Here is an 18478-nt window from a genome sequence, read left to right as displayed (position 1 = left end):
TCCCGGCGGCGTCTTGCCGCACTAAGTCACCCTCGCTTTCTGGGGGATCGACGAAGATGCGGCACTGGCTGGTTACGGTAGCACTTGCGGCGCTTGCCGCACCTCTGGCGGCCGCAGCGCCGCCCCAGCCTGCCCCCACCGCGACCGAAGCGCCCTTCACCTTCGAAGAGGCGATGATCCCGATGCGCGACGGGGTGAAGCTCCACACCGTCATCCTCCGCCCCAAGGGCGCCAAGGGTCCTCTGCCGATCCTGTTCCAGCGCAGCCCCTATGGCTCGCCCGATGCTGCGCCGGGGCGTGTGCCGAACAGCTGGGCGCCGCTGGTGCGCGACGGCTATATCTTCGTGTTCCAGGACATGCGGGGCCGCTTCAAGTCCGAAGGCGGCCCCTTCACGCTCTCCACCGAAGTAAAGACCGGGAAGGGCGCGGTCGACGAGGCGACCGACGCCTATGACTCGATCGACTGGCTGGTGAAGAACGTAAAGCCCAACAACGGCAAGGTCGGCATGTGGGGCGTCTCCTACCCCGGCTTCCCCGCCGCCATCGCGCTTGCCAAGCCGCATCCGGCGCTCAAGGCGACCAGCCCGCAGGCGGCCTGGATCGATTACTGGAAGAACGACGATCTTCATCGCTGGGGCGCGATGCGGCTGACCTACGCCACCGACTGGGTGAACAGCCTGCAGGCCGACAAGACCAATGACGGCATCAACGTGTACGATCGCTACGACACCTATGACTGGTTCCTCCACGCCGGCTCTCCGGACGAGATCGAGAAGAAGTATTTCAAGGGCCGGGTGCCCCGCTTCCGCGAGATGATCGAGCATCCGGACTATGACGATCACTGGAAGAAGCAGGTCTGGTCGAACGGCCTGGGCAAGACGAGCGTGCCGACGCTCAACGTCGCCGGATACTGGGATCAGGAAGATCCTTGGGGCAGCTGGAAGATCTGGGAAAAGCAGCGCCAGAACGATCCGGACAAGCTGGCGCTGATGGTCGCGGGTCCCTGGGCACACGGCACCTGGCATACGCCGGCGAACAGCCTCGGGCGGATTCCGTTCGGCGTCGACAGCGGCGTCCAGTTCATGGAGCAGATCGAGGCGCCGTTCTTCGCCTATTGGCTGCACGGAACCGGCACCAAGCCGGACTTCGCGCTGAAGAGCTTTCAGTCGGGCTCGTGGCAGTGGAAGACCTACCAAAGCTATCCACTCGCCAATGCGCAGGCGACGAACCTGTATTTGCACGGCGACGGTTCGCTCAGCTTCACCGCGCCGACACAGGGCGAGGGCTGCCGCGACTATGTCAGTGATCCGGCGCGCCCGGTGCCGTTTCGCCCTCGGCCAATGTCCGCCACCTATGCCACGCCCGACTGGCGATGGTGGGAGGCGGAGGACCAGCGCTTCGTCGACGACCGGCCCGACGTGCTCAGCTACGTCTCCGCGCCGCTGGAGAACGACCTGACCGTCACCGGCGGAGTGACCGCCAAGCTGATGGCTTCGACCAGCGGCACCGACAGCGACTTCGTCGTCAAGCTGATCGACGTGTTTCCGGAGAATGTGGAGAAGGCGCCGAGCGCGCTGGGCGCCTATGCGAAGGGCTTGAACGGCTACCAGCTGCCGATCGCGATGGAAATCCGCCGCGGCCGCTATCTGAAGAGCTTCGAACAGGCGACGCCGTTGGTGCCGGATCAAGTCACGGCCTGGGACTTTCCCCTGCGCGACCATGACCATGTGTTCAAGAAGGGCCACCGCATCATGGTGCAGGTGCAGTCGAGCTGGTTCCCGGTGATCGACCGCAACCCGCAGACCTTCGTGCCGAACATCTACAAGGCCAGGCCGGAGGACTATCAGAAGGCGACTCAGCGGGTGTGCGCTGGATCGGCGGTGACGCTGCCGGTGGTGCGCTGACGGGACGGAACCCTATCCGTCCTTGCCCCGCTCGCTCGCCGAAAAGCAGCGTACCGCGTCGCTGAACTGCTCCACTTCCACCAGCGGGTCTTCCTCGCCGGTCATCGGGATGCCGTCCGGCTGCGGCCCAGCCAGCGCATCTACACGGCCCTCGCGCGGCAGCGGCTGCTGGGCATCGACCGCATGGGTGCGCTGTTCGTCGTCCTTGCGTTCGTGGGAGGGATTCTCGGTCATCGGAAATTCCTTAGCGGTGGATGGATCGCTGCCCACTACGCGGCGCTGGCGCAGCAGGACGGCCGCGCCAATAGCGCCGACGGCCCCGGCGGCGAGCAATAGGGGAAGGCGGCGGCGGACCGGGCGCCGGAAACCACCATCGACACGGCTCTCGTCGCCTGGCGGCTGGAAGAGATTGCCCGACGTGGTCGCCACTCGTTCCGCACCGGCGAAATAGCTTTCGAACCAGCGATCGATCAGCGCCAGACTCAAGCCGGGTGCGAGCGCATGCCCTATCCGCGCCGCCCATGTCTGCGCGCCGACCAGGGTGGTGGGGCGGGGATGGTCCGCCAGCCGCGCAACCGCCGCTGCTACGCGTCGCGGATCCAGCATCGGCGTTGGCGGGCGGATCTTCTTGCCGGTATAGTTGGCGGCGTGCGCCAGCGCGGGCGTGTCGACCAGTGCCGGATAGACGTCGCAGATGTGAATGTCGGCGTAGGCGGTCAGCTCCGCCCGCAGCGATTTCGACAGGCCGATCAGCCCGAACTTGCTGGCGGAATAGGCCGCCCCCAGCGGTGCCGCCGTGAAGCCGATCATCGAGATCATGTTGACGAAAATGCCATGGCGCTGATCGAGGAAGATCGGCAGCACCGCATGGGCTTCGTAGAGATGGCCGATTAGGTTGGATCGCAGCACCTGCTCGTGCGCGTCGACCGGCACCTGCTCGAACCGCCCGACCGCGCCGATGCCGACATTGGCGAACCACAGGTCGATCGCGCCGCCCAAGCCCAGGGCGGCTTGCGCCAGCGCCTGCACCGCCGTTGCATTGCCCACATCGGTGGCGATCACGTGCACGCCCGCCGCCGTGCCGCGCAAGCGTTCGGCCACAGCCTGCAGCGCATCGGCGTCGCGCGCGGCCAGCACCAGCCGCCAGCCGCGGGCGGCGAGAAGCTCTGCGGTCGCCAGCCCGATCCCGCTCGATGCGCCGGTGATCACCGCCAGCCGGGGGCGGTGCGCGGCGCGGCCGTCGCGAATTGCAGCACGCGCAGCTGGGGGCATGTTCCGTCTCCATATCGGGCAGGGTTCAGGCAAGACAACCGGGCAAGTGCGTCGGGGTTGCAAATCCTTGCGAACAAATAATTTTGGGAAAGTCGCAGGGGGCGCGGCCAACGAACGCATGGCGGCGCGCGGCCCATTCTCCCGGCCCGCCGCATGCGCTATCGATGGCCGATGCGGATCGATGCTCACCACCACCTCTGGACCTACACCATGGACGCGTTCGGCTGGATCGAACCGGACAGCGCGATCGCCTGCGATTTCGATACCGACGCGCTGGCGGCGGCAATGGAGACCGCGGCCGTCGATCGCGCCATTGCCGTGCAGGCGCGGCAGAGCGAGGTCGAAACCGATTTTCTGCTCGCCTGCGCCGCGCGCCAACCGCGCATCGCCGGCGTGGTCGGCTGGATCGATCTGCGCGCACCGGACATTGCCGATCTGCTGGCGCGGCGGGAAGGGCAGGCGATCCTCGGCTATCGCCATGTCGTGCAGGACGAGTTGGACGCCGATTTCCTGCTCGGCGATGCCTTTGTCGCCGGGGTGCGCGCGGTGCTGGCGCAGGGCCTTACCTATGACGTGCTGGTGAATGCCGCACAGCTGGCGACGCTGCCCCGCTTCCTCGATCGCTGCGGATCCGGCCGGCTGGTGCTGGACCATGCCGCCAAGCCCGATATCCGTGCCGGGGCGTGGCAGCCTTGGGCCGATCAGATTGCGGCGGCGGCGCGCCACCCCACGCTGTTCTGCAAGGTATCGGGGCTGATCACCGAGGCCGATCACGCCGCTTGGCGGCCCGCCGATTTCGACCGTTATCTGGAGCATGTCTTCACCCAGTTCGGCACCGATCGGGTGGTCTGGGGATCCGATTGGCCGGTTTGCATACTGGCGGGGCGCTATCGCGATACGTTCGATATCGTCGAACGGTTCGTCGCGCGCCACTGCCCCGATGCGGCGCCCGCAATCTTCGGCGGTAACGCGATGGCTGCGTATGCAATCACGCCAGTTTAAAGTAGTGTTTCACTAGCGCAAATGCCCTTGCGTATGCGCGAAACTGCGTGGCAAGGCACGGGCAGGAGACCGATCATGCGCGCAATCATCTGCCAAGAACCCTTCCGGCTTGCCGAAGTCCAGCGCGAAGCGCCCAGCCCTGGCCCGGGCGAGGTGCTGATCCGCGTGCGGCGCGTGGGATTGTGCGGCACCGATTACCATATCTTCTCCGGCCGGCATCCGTTCCTTAGCTACCCGCGGGTGATGGGCCACGAACTGGGAGGCGAGATTGTCGCGCTCGGCGAGGGTACCGGTCTGGCGATCGGCAGCGTTGTAGCGATCAACCCCTATCTCGCCTGCGGGCACTGCATCGCGTGTCGCAAGGGCCGGCCCAATGCCTGCGTCAACATCAACGTGCTCGGCGTGCACAGCGATGGCGGGATGTGCGACCTGCTCGTGGTGCCGGAGCGCGCAGTGATCGATGCTGCCGGGCTCACGCTCGATCAGGCGGCGATGGTGGAATTCCTCGCGATCGGCGCCCATGCGATCTCGCGCGCGCCCAGGAATGGCGAGGGGCGAATGCTCGTGGTCGGCGCCGGGCCGATCGGCATCGCATCGGCGCTGTTCGGCCGGCTCGACGGGTTCGAGGTGATCCTGGTCGATCAGCGCGCGCCGCGCCTTGCCTTCGCGCGTGACAAGCTGGGCTTTGACGGACTGGTTGCCGATGACTCGCTGGCCGGCGTGCTGGCGGAGCGCACCCATGGCGACATGTTCGACGTAGTGGTCGATGCGTCCGGATCGCTCGCGGCAATGCGCCGCAGCCTCGACTTCGTCGGCCATGGCGGTGCGCTTGTGCTGGTCGGCGTGGCCCCCGGCGAGCTTAGTTTCGCCGATCCGGAATTCCACAAGCGAGAAACCGTGATGCTTGCCAGCCGCAACGCGCTGGCTAGCGATTTTCAGCGAGTAATTGCGGCGATGCGTTCGGGCGACATCCCGACCGACATCCTCCACACCCACAGCCTCGCCATCGAGACGGTGCCGCAGCGTATTCCGGAACTGATCGCCGAAGCCGATACGGTGCTGAAGGCGATCGTGGAGCTGTAACCGGTCGCGGATCCTCAGGGCTGCTCGTCGAGCGAATAGATTCGCTCGGTGGGCACCCATTTCACGCCCTCGGGCGCGAAGGCCAGGCGGCGCTGGAAGCCGTCCATCAACCGTTCCCAGGCCTGCACGTCGGGATCGGCGGCGTCGCGCGCGCGTTTGGCGTCGGGATCAAAGTCGGCGCCGGTCTCCATCACCATTACCAGCCGGTCGCCCGCCTGCCAGATTTCCATCGATTCGATGCCTGCTTCGCGAATCGACCGGTTGACCGCCGCGGGCGGTCCGCCGGGGCGGTGCCAGTGGCGATAGGCGGCAAGCGCCTCGGGATCGTCGTGCAGGTCAAGCAGCAGGATATGGCGCATGGCCAGGTTCATAGCCCGCGCTAGCCGTTGCACAAGGCCGCTCGCGTTGTCAGCCACTTGTCGTTTAAGGTCAAAGCACGGGCGCGCGTGCGGCTGCAGAAGCGGCGGGCAACCGAACAGGGGAACGAGGATGGCGGAGCAGAACAAGTTTCGGGTGGTGATTGCCGGTGGCGGTACCGCTGGCTGGGTGGCCGCGGCGGCGCTGGTGCGGCATCTCGGCGCGCGGATCGATATCACGCTGGTCGAATCGGACGCGATCGGCACGGTCGGCGTGGGCGAATCGACCACCCCCCCCGCGCGCAGCTTCCACGCGCTGCTCGGCATCCGCGAGCCGGTGTTCATGCGCGAAACCAATGCCAGCTTTAAACTGGGCATCTCGTTCGAGCATTGGCTGCGCGAGGGCGTGCGCTACTTCCACCCCTTTGGCACGATCGGCCGGTCGCTGCCGCTCGCCGACTTTCAGCATTTCTGGCTCGAGGCGCGCGCGCGCGGCTTTGGCGGGGACTATGGCGATTATTCGCTGGAGACGCAGGCGGCGCTGTCCAACCGCTTCGCCACCGGCGATCCGGCCCCGCTCGGCTATGCCTATCATCTCGATGCCACCGCCTATGCCGCGTTCCTGCGCGGGCTGGCCGAGCCGGCGGGGGTGCGCCGCGTTGAGGGCCAGATCACCCGTATCGATCGCGACGGCGAAAGCGGCAACATCGCCGCGCTGCTGCTGGAAAGCGGCGAGCGGGTGGCAGGCGACCTTTTCATCGATTGCACCGGCTTCCGCGCGTTGCTGATCGAAGGCGCGCTGGAAACCGGCTATGACGACTGGCGGCACTGGCTGCCCACCGATCGCGCCTTTGCCGTCCAGTCCGAAACTACCGAGCCGCCGGTGCCCTATACCCGCGCCATCGCACATGGGGCGGGCTGGCGCTGGCGCATTCCGCTGCAGCACCGGATGGGCAATGGTTTCGTCTATGCCAGCGACTATCTGGACGACGATTCGGCGCGCGAACAGCTGCTTGCGGCGGTGCCGGGGCGCGCGCTGTTCGATCCGCGGCTGATCCGCTTCACCACGGGGATGCGCAAGAAGAGCTGGAACCGCAACTGCGTCGCGCTGGGCCTGGCGAGCGGCTTTATCGAGCCGCTCGAATCCACCAGCATCCATCTGGTGATGATCGCCGTCACGCGCCTGCTGCAGAACTTCCCGCTGCGCCACGACATGACGGCGGCCGCCCAGCGCTTCAACGCGCAGGCGCGGGCGGAGGCCGAACATATCCGCGACTTCATCATTCTGCACTACAAGCTGAACGACAGGCCAGAGCCCTTCTGGCGCGACCATGCCGCCCGCGCCATTCCAGACAGCCTGGCCGCGCGGATCGCGCTGTTCGAGGAAGGGGCGAACGCCTATCAGGGCAGCGAGGATCTGTTCCGCGTCGATAGCTGGAATGCGGTGATGCTGGGGCAGGGGGTGGTGCCCCGCGCGCATCATCCGATGCCGGGCGAAATTCCCACTGCAGATCTGGAGCGGGCGCTGGCGGATTTGCGCGCCGGCATCGCCGCGCAATTCGCCAAGCTGCCCGCGCACGGCGCCTTCCTCCACCAATATTGCGGGCGGGAGAAGGTTGCGGCCTGACCAATAGAGGACTTTTGTCATACCTCCCGCTTGACGCAGGCGGGCGCCGGCGACATCCCGGCACCGACACGAGCGGGGAGGGCGGGATGAACGGGCGTCGATCGCGGACCATGGCCGGCTGGGCTGCGCCGCTGCTGCTGGCGGCTCCCGCCACCGCATCGGCGCAAGAGGCGGTGCTGTTCGATGGCCGCACCGTTCCCGCCATCGTCCATGACGATGGCGGCTCGGCGAAGCGCGCAGGCGATCTGCTTGCAGGCGATATTGTCAAGCGCACGGGCAAGGTGCCGGTGGTGGCCGGTGACCTCGATGCCTGCCAGCGCCTTTGCATTGTGATCGGCCAGAAGGATTCCGCCCTCGTCCGGCAGGTTGCGGCCGATGCGAGGATCGATCTCGCCGCGCTGGATGGACAATGGGAACGCTATATCCGCGTTCTTGCGCCGTCCCGGCAGCATCGCGGGCGATCCTATCTGCTGATCGCGGGATCGGACCCGCGCGGCGCGATCTGGGGCACGGTCGACCTTAGCCGCGCGATCGGCATCTCGGCCTGGGAATGGTGGGCGGACGTGACCCCACGCCGGGCCGACCGGCTGGTCGTCGACGGCCGCCGGCTGCTGTCCGAGGCGCCCTCGGTCCAGTATCGCGGCATCTTCCTCAACGATGAGGATTGGGGGCTTCAGCCCTGGGCGGCCAAGACCTATGAGCCCGAGACAGGCGATATCGGCCCCAAGACCTATGCGCGCGTCTTCGAGCTGATGTGGCGGCTCAAGGCCAATCTGATCTGGCCGGCGATGCACGAAAGCACCAAGCCCTTCTACCAGATCCCCGGCAATGCCGAGATGGCCAAGGCCTATGCCATCGTCGTCGGCACCTCGCATGCCGAGCCGATGATGCGCAACAACGTGCGCGAGTGGGACGAGAAGGCCGAGGGCCCCTTCAACTTCTTCACCAATCGCGAGCGCATGGTCGACTATTGGCGCCGCCGCGTGGACGACGTGAAGGGCTTCGAGAACGTTTATACGATCGGCCTGCGCGGCAAGCATGACTCGGCGCTGGAGGGGGCCAAGAGCCCCGAACAGGCGCTCGCCGCGACGACCCAGGCGATCGACCTGCAGCGTGGGCTGCTCGCCACCGCGCAGGGCAAGCCGGCGGAGCAGGTGCCGCAGGTGCTCACCCTCTACAAGGAAGTGCTAGACGTCTATCGCAGCGGGCTGAAGGTGCCTGAGGACGTGACGCTCGTCTGGCCCGAGGACAATTACGGCTATCTGAGCCAACTGCCCACCGCCGCCGAACGGGCGCGGAAAGGTGGCTCGGGCCTCTACTATCACATCAGCTATTGGGGCCGGCCGCACGACTATCTGTGGCTGGCGACCACCCATCCCGGGCTGATCCGCGAACAGCTCGACCGTGCCTGGCAAACTGGTACGCGCAAGCTGTGGGTCGTCAATGTCGGCGACATCAAGCCCGGCGAAGTGCTGGCCAGCTACTTCCTCGATGTCGCCTTCGATGCGACGCTGCTGAACAAGCCGGTGCGGGCGCAGCTTTACGACTGGGCGACCGCGCAGTTCGGAGCGCAGGGGCCGGCCATCGCCGACGTCCTCATGGACTATTACGATCTCGCTTGGGAGCGGAAGCCCGAGTTCATGGGCTTCAGCACCGTCGAGCCCGAGACGCCGATCCGCATCTCCGACTATGTCCGCTCGGGCGGCGACGAAGCGCAGGCGCGGATCGCCCGCTATCAGGCGCTGCTGGAGAAGGCCGAAGCATTGGGCGCGAGCATGCCCGCCGATCGCCGCGACGCCTTCTTCCAGTTGGTGCTCTACCCGGTGCGCGGCGCGGCCAAGCTCAACGAGCGCAACCTCAAACTCGATCTCGCCGCGCTCTATGCCCGTCAGGGTCGTGCCAGCGCCAATGCGCTCGCCGATCAGGCCCGTGCCGCGCACCAGGCGATCGTCGCCGACACCGCGGCATACAACGCCCAGAAGGGCGGCAAATGGCGCGGTATTATGGACATGGCGCCGCGCCGGCTCGCGGTGTTCGCCGAGCCAACTTATCCGAAGATCGATCTCCCCCTGGTCGCGCAGTGCGGCGCCGATGCTCGCGCCCTCGCTTTCGTGCCGGGCAAGGCCGAGACGCGGTTCATGACCGTCTATGGCAAGGGCGCGGTGAGCGACTGGACGGTCGAAGGGCTGGAAGGCGTCGAGCTCTCCGCGCGTTCTGGCCGGCTCGACGCAAGCAACGGCTACGAGATGCGCGTCGCGGTGACCTATGACGGCAAGGGCGCGATCGCGGCAGGCAAGATACGCTGCCACGGTACGATGGTTTATCTGGAGCCGGTCCTCCAGCCCTTCCCGGCGGGGGACGCGACGCCGGAGGTGAACCACATCCTCTCCCTCACCCCTGCCGACCTCAAACTGGCCGGCACGCCGTGGGAGCGGATCGCCGAACTAGGCTCACGCGGCGCGGTGCTGCGCAGCAAGCTCGACCTGCCCTCCAGCGATCGGGCTGATGCCACCGCTCCGCTCGTCCTGCCCTTCCAGCTCGGCAACAAGGGCGATGCCGAGCTGAAGATCGTCGGCCTGCCGGTCCATGCGCTCACCTCCGCCAACCGCCTGCGCATCGGCGTGCGGGTGGATGGCGGGGCGATCAACGTGCTCGATTATGAGACTCACGGCCGCAGCGACGAATGGAAAGCGAACGTTCTTTCCAACAGCGCGGTACGCACGCTCAAGCTGGGCCAGCTCGCTGCCGGCGCGCACCGGATCGAGGTCTTCGCCATGGATCCCGGCTTCCTGCTCGACCGCATCGACGTGCGGCTCGATGGCGCGCCGGACTATTATAGTGCGCCGCCGAGGCGCGGAGCCGCCAGTTCGGCGGCCGCTGTCTCGCGCAGCCGCCGGGCGATCTCTGGGTTGATCCCCAGATCCTCGGCGGCGCGCTCGCGCGGCCCCAGCCTGCGTGGATCATGCCCGGTGATCGCGCCGAATTCGATCAGCGCTTCCAGATAATAGCCCTCCGCGCTGGCGTGATACTGGTCCCAGGTCCACAGATTGATCAAGCCGAAGCCGATGCCGTCATAGGGATTGGGATCGGCATAGCCCTCGCGCATCGCCCGGTTCCACGCGGTGCCCACCGGCAGCACGGCGCGAATGCCATAGCCGGGCGCCAGCGCCAGTCGGCTCGCCGCGAACAAATCCTCCGCCATGCGCGCGATCGGCAGTCCGAACCAGTGGCCGGACTGGCGATAGGTCTGGTCAGCGCGCGACCAGGTGGCGACCAGGTGCACCTGCGCGGCCGGGTTCTGCCGATGAAACAGCGCGGCCAGCGCGCGTGCGGCGGCGAGATGACGCGTCGGGTCGCCAGGGCGTTCCCCGTCCAGCGTGCTGTATCCCTGCAGCACCACCACGTCCCAGCGCCGATCGATCAGCGCGCGACGCTGGGCGAGGTGCCAGGCGAGATCCTTCGCGCCTGCGGTTTCCAAGCTAACCTGCCAGTCCAGCCCTGCCTCCAGCGCGAAGGTCTTGTACAGCGCCGGAACGCCGCCGATTCCTTCGCGATTCAGGTCGCTCACCCGATCGGGCCGGTAGCGCATCACCGGCGAATTGGCGCCGTAGGTAAAGCTGTTGCCGATAAACAGGATTGTCTTGGCCGCCGCCGGCAGGATCGAGAACAGGCAGGCAAGCAACAGGGCTAGGCGGCGGAGAATAGTCGGCATGCCGCTTCCCTAGCCGGCCAACCGGCCGCTTCACAATGCGCTAGCCCGGCGGCGCGCCGCAAACGTTGTTCCCTCTTCGTTCGTCCGGCGGTATAGCCGCGCCATGGCTGCCCCGCCCGTCCGCAAGATTCTGCATATCGACATGGATGCTTTTTACGCCTCCGTCGAGCAGCGCGACGATCCGGCCCTGCGCGGCAAGCCGGTGGCGGTGGGGTCGGCTGCGGCGCGCGGGGTGGTGGCGGCGGCGAGCTATGAGGCGCGCACGTTCGGCGTGCGCTCGGCGCTGCCGTCGGTCACGGCGCTTCGGCGCTGCCCGGACCTGATCTTCGTGCGGCCGCGTTTCGAGGTATACAAGGCAGTGTCGCAAGCGATCCACGCGATCTTCGCCGACTATACCGACCTGATCCAGCCGCTGTCACTCGACGAAGCTTATCTGGATGTGACCGAGGATCGCCGCGGCCTCGGCACCGCCTGGGCGAACGCGAAGGAAATCCGCGCCCGCATCCTCGCCGAAACCGGCCTCACCGCTTCGGCGGGCGTATCGTACAACAAGTTCCTCGCCAAGCTCGCCTCGGATCATCGCAAGCCCAACGGCCAGTTCGCTGTGACGCCGGAAATGGGCGCGGCCTGGGTGGAGACACTGCCGGTGTCGCGCTTCCACGGGGTGGGGCCGGTGACCGCCGCCAAGATGCGAAGGCTGGGGATCGAAACCGGCGCCGATCTGCGGGCGAAGTCGCTGGCCTTTCTGCAGCAGCATTTCGGCAGCAGCGCCGACTGGTATCATCAGATCGCGCGTGGAATCGACGATCGGCCGGTCAATCCCAATCGCGAGCGAAAGTCGTCGGGCTCGGAAACCACCTTTGGCCGCGACCTTACCGTCGATGCCGAAATCGAGGCGGCGGTGCTCGGCCAGGCCGACGATGTGTGGGACTGGGTGGAGCGTACCGGCATGTTCGCCCGCACCGCTACAGTGAAGGTGAAGTACGCCGATTTCCAGATCGTTACGCGCAGTCGCACCCATCCCGCGCCGTTCGCTACCCGCGCGCAGCTGCACGATGCCTGTATCGCGTTGGTGCGAACGGTGTTGCCGACGGAGAAGGGTATCCGGCTGGTCGGCGCCAGCATCTCCAACTTCGAACGGCGCGACGAAGCGGCGGATCTGCCGCTGTTTCGGCTCCAAGGCTGAACACGCCCGAAGGGGCAGGGGGCGCTTCCCGGCTTTTCCGATCGGTTTCCATCGCGTACGCCGCGCTGGGGATCAACGGAGGAAACGCATAGTGGCAAGGGCGGGGAAGCCGGCGCAAAGTGCCACGATCATCGATGTGGCGGCGCGCGCGGGCGTTTCGGCGATGACGGTGTCGCGTGTCATCAACGGCCGTAGCGGCGTGAGTGCGGAAACCCGCGCGGCGGTGGAAAAGGCCGTTGCCGATCTGGCCTATGTGCCCAATGTCGCGGCGCGCAGCCTGGTCACCTCCGCCGAACTGCGCATCGGCGTGGTCTATTCCAATCCCAGCGCGGCGTTCATGAGCGAGTTCCTGACCGGCGTGTTCGAGGAAGCATCGATCCGGGGGGCACGGCTGGTGCTGTTGAAGGGCGAAGGCGGGCGCCCGCCAGCGCCGGCGGAACTGGCGAAGTTCGCCAGCACCGGCCTCTCCGGCATCATCCTCGCCCCGCCGCTGGGGGAATCGCCTGCGGTGGTGCAGGCACTGCTCCGCGCCGGCGTGCCGATGGCGGCAATCGGCGCCTATCGCGTCCGCGGGGCTGCCTGCGTGCGGATCGACGACCGCCGTGCCGCCTATGAGATGACTCGGCATCTGCTCGACCTCGGCCATCGCCGGCTCGGCTTCGTGCTGGGCAATCCCGATCAGGCGGCTAGCGCGGAGCGGCTGGCCGGTTTCCGCGAGGCCGTGCAGGAAACCGCCGGCGTGGAGGTGCAGGTGGCGCAGGGCGATTTCAGCTATGCCTCCGGCTTGGCCGCGGGCGAGCAGCTGCTCGACGCGTCCATGCCGCCGACGGCGATCTTTGCCAGCAACGACGATATGGCCGCCGCCATCGTCTCCGTCGCGCATCGCCGCCAGCTGGACGTGCCGCGTCAGCTCACCGTCGTCGGGTTCGACGATACCACCGCCGCCGTCACCCTGTGGCCGCCTCTCACCACCGTGCACCAGCCCGTGCGCCGGCTTGCCGCCGAAGCGCTGGCGCTGGTGGCGAGCGAGGCCCGCGCGGCCGGCGGCAAGGCGCGCCCCCGCCGCGATCGAATCCTAGATTATAGTGTCGTTCAGCGCGACTCCACCGGTGTGCCGCCCAGCGATCAGCCCTCCGCGGCAGGCTCCTCGACATAGCTGAACCAAGCGAAATCGGCATGACCGCCGGCGCCGGACAGGTCCTGGCACGCCATGCCGACGAAGGTGCCGGTGAAGTTCGGCAGGCCGGGCACGGTCACTTCGTCGGAAAGGATGCTGGCGTCGAGTGTGCCGCCCACCGCGTGCCAATGTTCTTCTCCAGCGCCGCGCCATGCGAAGCGCAGCGCCGCATGGTCCACCGCGACGCGCAGCTCGATCGGCCCGTTTGGCAGGCCGTTCGCCACCACCTCGCCGCTGCACCCGGTTTCGGGGTCGGCGGATAGCAGCGCCAGCACGCGCTGGCCGGCATCGTCGGTGGTGACGTGCAGATAATGGAACTTGGTGCTGTTGTAATAGCAGGTGAGCCCCGCCGCCTGCTGGAAATGCGCCGGGGCGAAGTCGAGGCGCGTCGTCGCGGTAAAGCTAAAGGCGGTCTGGCGGCGCGCAACGAGCGCCTGCTCGAAATGGCTGCCGATCGTCTCGCGTCCGAACAGCCGTAGCCAGCCGGGTCGCGCGGACAGGCTGAACAGCCGATCGGGCTCGGGCGTGCGCAGCCACTGGAATGCCATCGGCAGATCGGGGCCGTCGAACCGCCCCTCGTCGGCCACGCTCGGCCAGGGGCTGGGCGGCAGCGGCGGCAGCGGCGGGGCGGGGTCGGGCGCGCCCGATCCGTCCAGCGTGCGCAGCCAGCCCTCCGCGTCCCAGCGCATCGGCTGGATCGCGGTTTCGCGGCCCAGCACGCAGCGCGCCATGCCGGGCAGCGGCCGCCCGCACAGATAGGCGAGCCACGGCGTGCCGTCGGCGAGCTCGACGAGGTCGCCATGCCCGGCGCGGGTTATCGCGCCTTCCTGCCGGCCATTCGCACTCACCACCGCGCCGTCCGGGTGCACTGTATAGGGCCCGAACAGAGACCGGGAGCGCGCCATCACAACCGCATGGTCCCAGCCGGTGCCGCCCTCGGCCACCAGCAGATGGTACCAGCCGTCGCGCTTGTAGAGGTGCGGTCCTTCGGTGAAGCCGCGTTCGGTGCCGGCGAAGATCCGTCGCCGCTCGCCCACGAGCTGCAGTGTGGTGCGGTCCAGTTCCTGCGCGACGATGCCGGCGAAGCGGGTGCAGCCGGGCCGGTGATCCCACAGCATGTTGAGAAACCAGCTGCGGCCGTCATCATCGTGGAAGATCGCAGGATCGAAGCCGCTGCTGTTGACGCGCACCGGATTCGACCACGGTCCGTCGATCGCATCCGCCACCACGACGTAATTGTGGAAGTCGCGCAGCGATGCGCCGTCGGCGCCGCTCACGGTCGTCTGGCCGTAGCGCTTCACATCGGTATAGGCGAGCCAGAAGCGCCCGTCCGCATGGCTCAGGTCCGGCGCCCAGACGCCGCAGGAATCGGGATCGCCGCGCATGTCGAGCTGCGTGGCGCGCGACAGCGGCCGGCCGACCAGCCGCCAGTGCACCAGATCGCGGCTGTGGTGGATCTGCACCCCGGGGAACCATTCGAAGGTCGAGGTCGCGAGGTAGAAATCCTCCCCGACGCGCAGGATCGATGGATCGGGGTTGAAACCGGTAAGAATCGGATTGCGGAAGTGCGTCATGCGGGCTTGCGTACCAGAGTCCAGAGAAGCGCGGCGCCGAGCAGATCGAGCACGCCGAGCAGGAGAAAGAAGGGGCCGTAGCCGACCTGGTCGACCAACCCGCCCAGCGCGAGCGAGAAGACCAGCACGCCCAGATTGCCGGCCAGGCCGGCCAGCCCCGCGGCGGTCGCCACTTCGTTGCGGCGGAATAGGTCGGAGGCCATGGTGATGACGGTCACCGACAGCGTCTGATGCGCGAAGCCGCCGAGGCAGAGCAGCGCGATCGCGGCATAAGGGCTGTCGACCATGCCGACGAACGCCATGCCCGTCATCATCACCGCGCCCAGCGTGAATGCCCAACGCCGGGCATCGATCAGTGCGATGCCGCGTCGCTGCAGAAATGCCGCCACGGCGGGGCCGAAGAGGCAGCCGAGATCGGCGGCGAGGAAGGGCAGCCAGGCGAACAGCGCGATCTGGCCGAGATCGAAGCCGCGGACGCGCGCCAGGTACAGCGGCATCCAGAAGGACAGCATCCCCCATACCGGATCGGCGAGCAGCCGGGGCAGGGCGATGCCCCAAAGGTCGCGGCGGCGGAGCAGCGCGGGGATCGAGGCACGGGTGCCGCTGGCGGAAAGGCGCGCTTCCTGCCCTTCGTCGATCAGCCGGCGTTCCGCCTCGCCCAGCCGCGGATGGCTTGCCGGTCCGCGGTACCAGACCAGCCACAGCGCGGACCACGCCAGCCCCATTGCGCCGGCGGCGAAAAAGGCGAGCCGCCAGCTCTGCGTCATTACCGCCCAGGCGACGAGCGGCGGCGCCAGGATGGCGCCGAACGACGCCCCGATATTGTAGATGCCGCCGGCAACACCGCGCTCGCGCGCCGGAAACCATTCCGCCACCAGCTTCTGCCCCGCCGGCTGCGCCGATCCCTCTGCCAGGCCAAGCAGGCCACGCAGCGCCGCGAAGCTGATCCAGCCGGTGGCGAATCCATGGGCCATGGTGAGCAGTGACCACAGGGCGACGCACAGCGCGAAGCCCAGCCGAAGTCCGACGCCGTCGAGCAGATAGCCTGCCAGCGGCTGGAACATCACGCCGATTTGGAATGCTCCGGTGATCCAGCCATATTGCTGGTTGCTGATCGCCTGCTCCGCGAGGATCAACGGTGCCGCGACGCCCAGCACCGATCGGGCCAGATAGTTCAGGACCATTGCACCGACGAACAGCGCAATCATCGTCCAGCGCAGATGCGGAAGGAAGGTCCGGCGCAAGGTGCGCTCCGTTAACGTGAACAATTGGCCAGACGCTAGGCAGAAGCGCCGCCAAACGCAACGGCATACGACCATTAAGATCCTGCCCCGCGCCGATCGGCCGGGCCGTCAGCCGCTGGCGCCTCCCGCCTGCACCAAGCATGCCGCGGCAAAGCGATCGAGCGCGCCGCCGGGTTCTATCCGCCATGCGTCCTGCGCGCGCGCCTGCACTGCGATCGTGCGCTGCAGGTCGAAACCGGTGATCCGCACCAGCACCAAGCCGGGGCGCGCAAAGCTCTCCGGCACCATGGTGATGCCTAGCCCCGCCTCGACATAAGCGAGGGCATGGGCGTCGCTCAGCGTCCGCGCCGCCATCACCGGGCGCACGCCGCGGCTGGTGAAGAAGCGGCTGATTTGAGGCAGCGCCTCGCAGTGTCGCCGCACCAGCATCGTTTCGCCCGCCAGTGCCTCGGCGGCGACCGCGCCTCGTCCCGCGTGAGGGTGCCCGAGGGGCAGGGCCATAGCATAGCCTTCGCGCAGAATATTGCGCGTCGGCAGACCGCTGCGCGGCGTAGCCGTCAGGATCGCATCCAGCCGCCCGCGATCTAGCAGTGCGTCCAGTTCGCGCCCGCGACCTTCCGTCATCTCCAGCGCGGTTTCGCCGGCGATCGCCGCCAACCCAGCCTGCAGTATCGGCACCGCGATGCTCGCCAGCACCCCCAGCCGTATTGGTATTCCAGGCGCGGCAGCGGGGGAGAGGCGCTCGGCCGCCAAGAACTCCGCCTCGATCCGACGGGCATGATCGGCAAACCGGCTGCCCGCCTCGGTCAGCGCGACGCGGCGATTGCTGCGATCGAACAGCTTCTGGTCGAGCAGCGTCTCCAGCTTGGCGATGCCGATCGAAAGCGTCGGTTGCGAGACGTTGCATTGCTGCGCCGCACGCGAGAAGCTGCCCTGATCGATCACGGCAAGGAAATAGCGGATCAAATACCGGTCGATCATAGAAGCTGTCTATGCACGGATACCAGAAGCTTCAATTTTCTTTTCGTGCCCGGGAGCGTTACAAGGGCGGCAAAATAGGAGAGGTGCAGCATGCCCGATTTCGATTTCGCGCTCGGTGAGTCCGCCGACATGATCCGCGAGACGACGGCGCGGTTCGCGCGCGACCGCATCGCCCCGCTCGCTGCGCGCATCGATGCGGAAGACTGGTTCCCGCGCGACGAACTCTGGGCGGCGATGGGCGAACTCGGCCTGCACGGCATCACCGTCCCCGAAGCCGATGGCGGCCTCGGCCTCGGCTATCTCGAACATGTCATCGCCTGCGAGGAAGTCGCCCGCGCCTCGGCCTCGATCGGCCTCAGCTACGGCGCGCACTCGAACCTCTGCGTCAACCAGATCGCCCGCTGGGGCAATGCGGAGCAGAAGGCCAAGTATCTCCCCAAGCTGGTCTCGGGCGAGCATGTCGGCAGCCTCGCCATGTCCGAGGCGGGCGCCGGATCGGACGTCGTCTCGATGAAGCTCAAGGCGGAGAAGGTGCAAGGCGGCTATGTGCTCAACGGCACCAAGTTCTGGATCACCAACGCGGCATACGCCGACACGCTGGTGGTCTATGCCAAGACCGGCGAAGGCTCGCGCGGCATCACGACCTTCCTGATCGAGAAGGACATGCCCGGCTTCGCGATCGGCCAGAAGATCGACAAGATGGGCATGCGCGGCTCACCCACCTCCGAACTGGTGTTCACCGACTGCGAAGTGCCCGAGGCGAACGTGATGGGCCCGCTCAATGGCGGCGTCGCGGTGCTGATGAGCGGGCTCGACTATGAGCGGACCGTGCTCGCCGGCATCCAGCTCGGCATCATGCAGGCATGCCTCGACGTGGTCCTGCCCTATCTGCGCGAACGCAAGCAGTTCGGCCAGGCGATCGGCAGCTTCCAGCTGATGCAGGCCAAGATCGCCGACATGTATGTCGCGCTCAATTCCGCCCGGGCCTATGTCTATGCCGTGGCGCGCAGCTGCGATGCGGGCAAGACGACCCGCTTCGACGCGGCCGGCGCGATCCTGCTCGCCAGCGAGAACGCCTTCCGCGTGGCGGGCGAGGCGGTGCAGGCGCTGGGCGGCGCCGGCTATACCAAGGACTGGCCGGTCGAACGCTTCCTCCGCGACGCCAAGCTGCTCGACATCGGCGCGGGGACCAACGAGATCCGCCGCATGCTGATCGGCCGCGAATTGCTGGGGGCTGCGGCGTGAGCCGGACCCAAATTCCTCCCCGGGCGAAGCTCGGGGAGGGGGACCGCGCGCCGCAGGCGCGTGGTGGAGGGGCCGCGCCGCGAGGCGCGGAACTCGTTCGAAGGGCAGGATCCCG

General features: G+C 67.4%; 13 protein-coding genes. 8 read left to right on the top strand and 5 right to left on the bottom strand.

The window, feature by feature from the left end; translation table 11 throughout:
* Positions 1-56: 56 nt before the first annotated feature.
* Positions 57-1904 carry a CocE/NonD family hydrolase gene (locus B215_RS0100070; RefSeq protein WP_019367578.1) on the top strand — a complete coding sequence of 616 codons (1848 nt, stop codon included), beginning with the start codon at positions 57-59 and terminating at the stop codon, positions 1902-1904.
* Between the two features lie 12 nt (positions 1905-1916).
* On the opposite strand, the gene B215_RS19295 is transcribed toward B215_RS0100070, so the two are convergent.
* On the bottom strand, positions 1917-3176 hold the full coding sequence (locus tag B215_RS19295; protein WP_019367577.1) for an SDR family oxidoreductase: 1260 nt from the start codon (positions 3174-3176) through the stop codon (positions 1917-1919).
* A gap of 171 nt (positions 3177-3347) precedes the next feature.
* Between B215_RS19295 and B215_RS0100060 the strand changes: the two genes are divergently transcribed.
* Both B215_RS0100060 and B215_RS0100055 read left to right on the top strand, forming a co-directional pair.
* On the top strand, positions 3348-4178 hold the full coding sequence (locus B215_RS0100060) for an amidohydrolase family protein (protein ID WP_026008782.1): 831 nt from the start codon (positions 3348-3350) through the stop codon (positions 4176-4178).
* Positions 4179-4253: 75 nt separating this feature from the next.
* Positions 4254-5261, top strand: a complete 1008-nt coding sequence (locus B215_RS0100055; RefSeq protein WP_019367575.1) for a zinc-binding alcohol dehydrogenase family protein — start codon at positions 4254-4256, stop codon at positions 5259-5261.
* A gap of 14 nt (positions 5262-5275) precedes the next feature.
* On the opposite strand, the gene B215_RS0100050 is transcribed toward B215_RS0100055, so the two are convergent.
* Positions 5276-5632 carry an L-rhamnose mutarotase gene (locus B215_RS0100050; RefSeq protein ID WP_019367574.1) on the bottom strand — a complete coding sequence of 119 codons (357 nt, stop codon included), beginning with the start codon at positions 5630-5632 and terminating at the stop codon, positions 5276-5278.
* 118 nt (positions 5633-5750) lie between these two features.
* On the opposite strand from B215_RS0100050, the gene B215_RS0100045 reads away from it, so the two are divergent.
* The 4 genes from B215_RS0100045 to B215_RS0100025 all read left to right on the top strand — a co-directional run bounded on the left by B215_RS0100045 (position 5751) and on the right by B215_RS0100025 (position 13298).
* Positions 5751-7244, top strand: coding sequence for a tryptophan halogenase family protein (locus tag B215_RS0100045; protein ID WP_019367573.1), 1494 nt, complete (start codon positions 5751-5753; stop codon positions 7242-7244).
* 86 nt (positions 7245-7330) lie between these two features.
* Positions 7331-10249, top strand: a complete 2919-nt coding sequence (locus tag B215_RS0100040) for a glycosyl hydrolase 115 family protein (RefSeq protein ID WP_443209507.1) — start codon at positions 7331-7333, stop codon at positions 10247-10249.
* Between the two features lie 810 nt (positions 10250-11059).
* Positions 11060-12142 carry a DNA polymerase IV gene (dinB, locus tag B215_RS0100030; RefSeq protein WP_019367570.1) on the top strand — a complete coding sequence of 361 codons (1083 nt, stop codon included), beginning with the start codon at positions 11060-11062 and terminating at the stop codon, positions 12140-12142.
* A 91-nt stretch (positions 12143-12233) separates the two neighbouring features.
* Positions 12234-13298 (top strand): LacI family DNA-binding transcriptional regulator, encoded by a 1065-nt coding sequence (locus B215_RS0100025; protein ID WP_019367569.1) that lies wholly within the window; start codon positions 12234-12236, stop codon positions 13296-13298.
* Here B215_RS0100025 and B215_RS0100020 read toward each other — a convergent pair.
* The 3 genes from B215_RS0100020 to B215_RS19290 form a co-directional block, all read right to left on the bottom strand.
* The gene (locus tag B215_RS0100020) at positions 13268-14893 is read right to left on the bottom strand and encodes a glycoside hydrolase family 43 protein (RefSeq protein WP_019367568.1); all 1626 of its coding nucleotides are present in this window, start codon (positions 14891-14893) and stop codon (positions 13268-13270) included. The two genes, B215_RS0100025 and B215_RS0100020, sit on opposite strands and share 31 nt — an antisense overlap.
* Positions 14890-16101 carry an MFS transporter gene (locus B215_RS0100015; RefSeq protein ID WP_037512611.1) on the bottom strand — a complete coding sequence of 404 codons (1212 nt, stop codon included), beginning with the start codon at positions 16099-16101 and terminating at the stop codon, positions 14890-14892. Before B215_RS0100015 ends, B215_RS0100020 begins: the two co-directional genes overlap by 4 nt.
* 144 nt (positions 16102-16245) lie before the next feature.
* Positions 16246-17118 (bottom strand): LysR family transcriptional regulator, encoded by an 873-nt coding sequence (locus B215_RS19290; RefSeq protein WP_019367566.1) that lies wholly within the window; start codon positions 17116-17118, stop codon positions 16246-16248.
* Positions 17119-17208: 90 nt separating this feature from the next.
* Here B215_RS19290 and B215_RS0100005 point away from each other — a divergent pair, with 90 nt between their 5' ends.
* On the top strand, positions 17209-18363 hold the full coding sequence (locus B215_RS0100005; protein ID WP_019367565.1) for an isovaleryl-CoA dehydrogenase: 1155 nt from the start codon (positions 17209-17211) through the stop codon (positions 18361-18363).
* The last annotated feature ends 115 nt before the right edge of the window (positions 18364-18478 follow it).

The organism is Sphingomonas sp. ATCC 31555, from assembly GCF_000282895.1.
GTDB lineage: Bacteria > Pseudomonadota > Alphaproteobacteria > Sphingomonadales > Sphingomonadaceae > Sphingomonas.
Note: the sequence above shows the minus strand (reverse complement) of the source record. Positions and strands in the feature narration are given on the sequence as shown.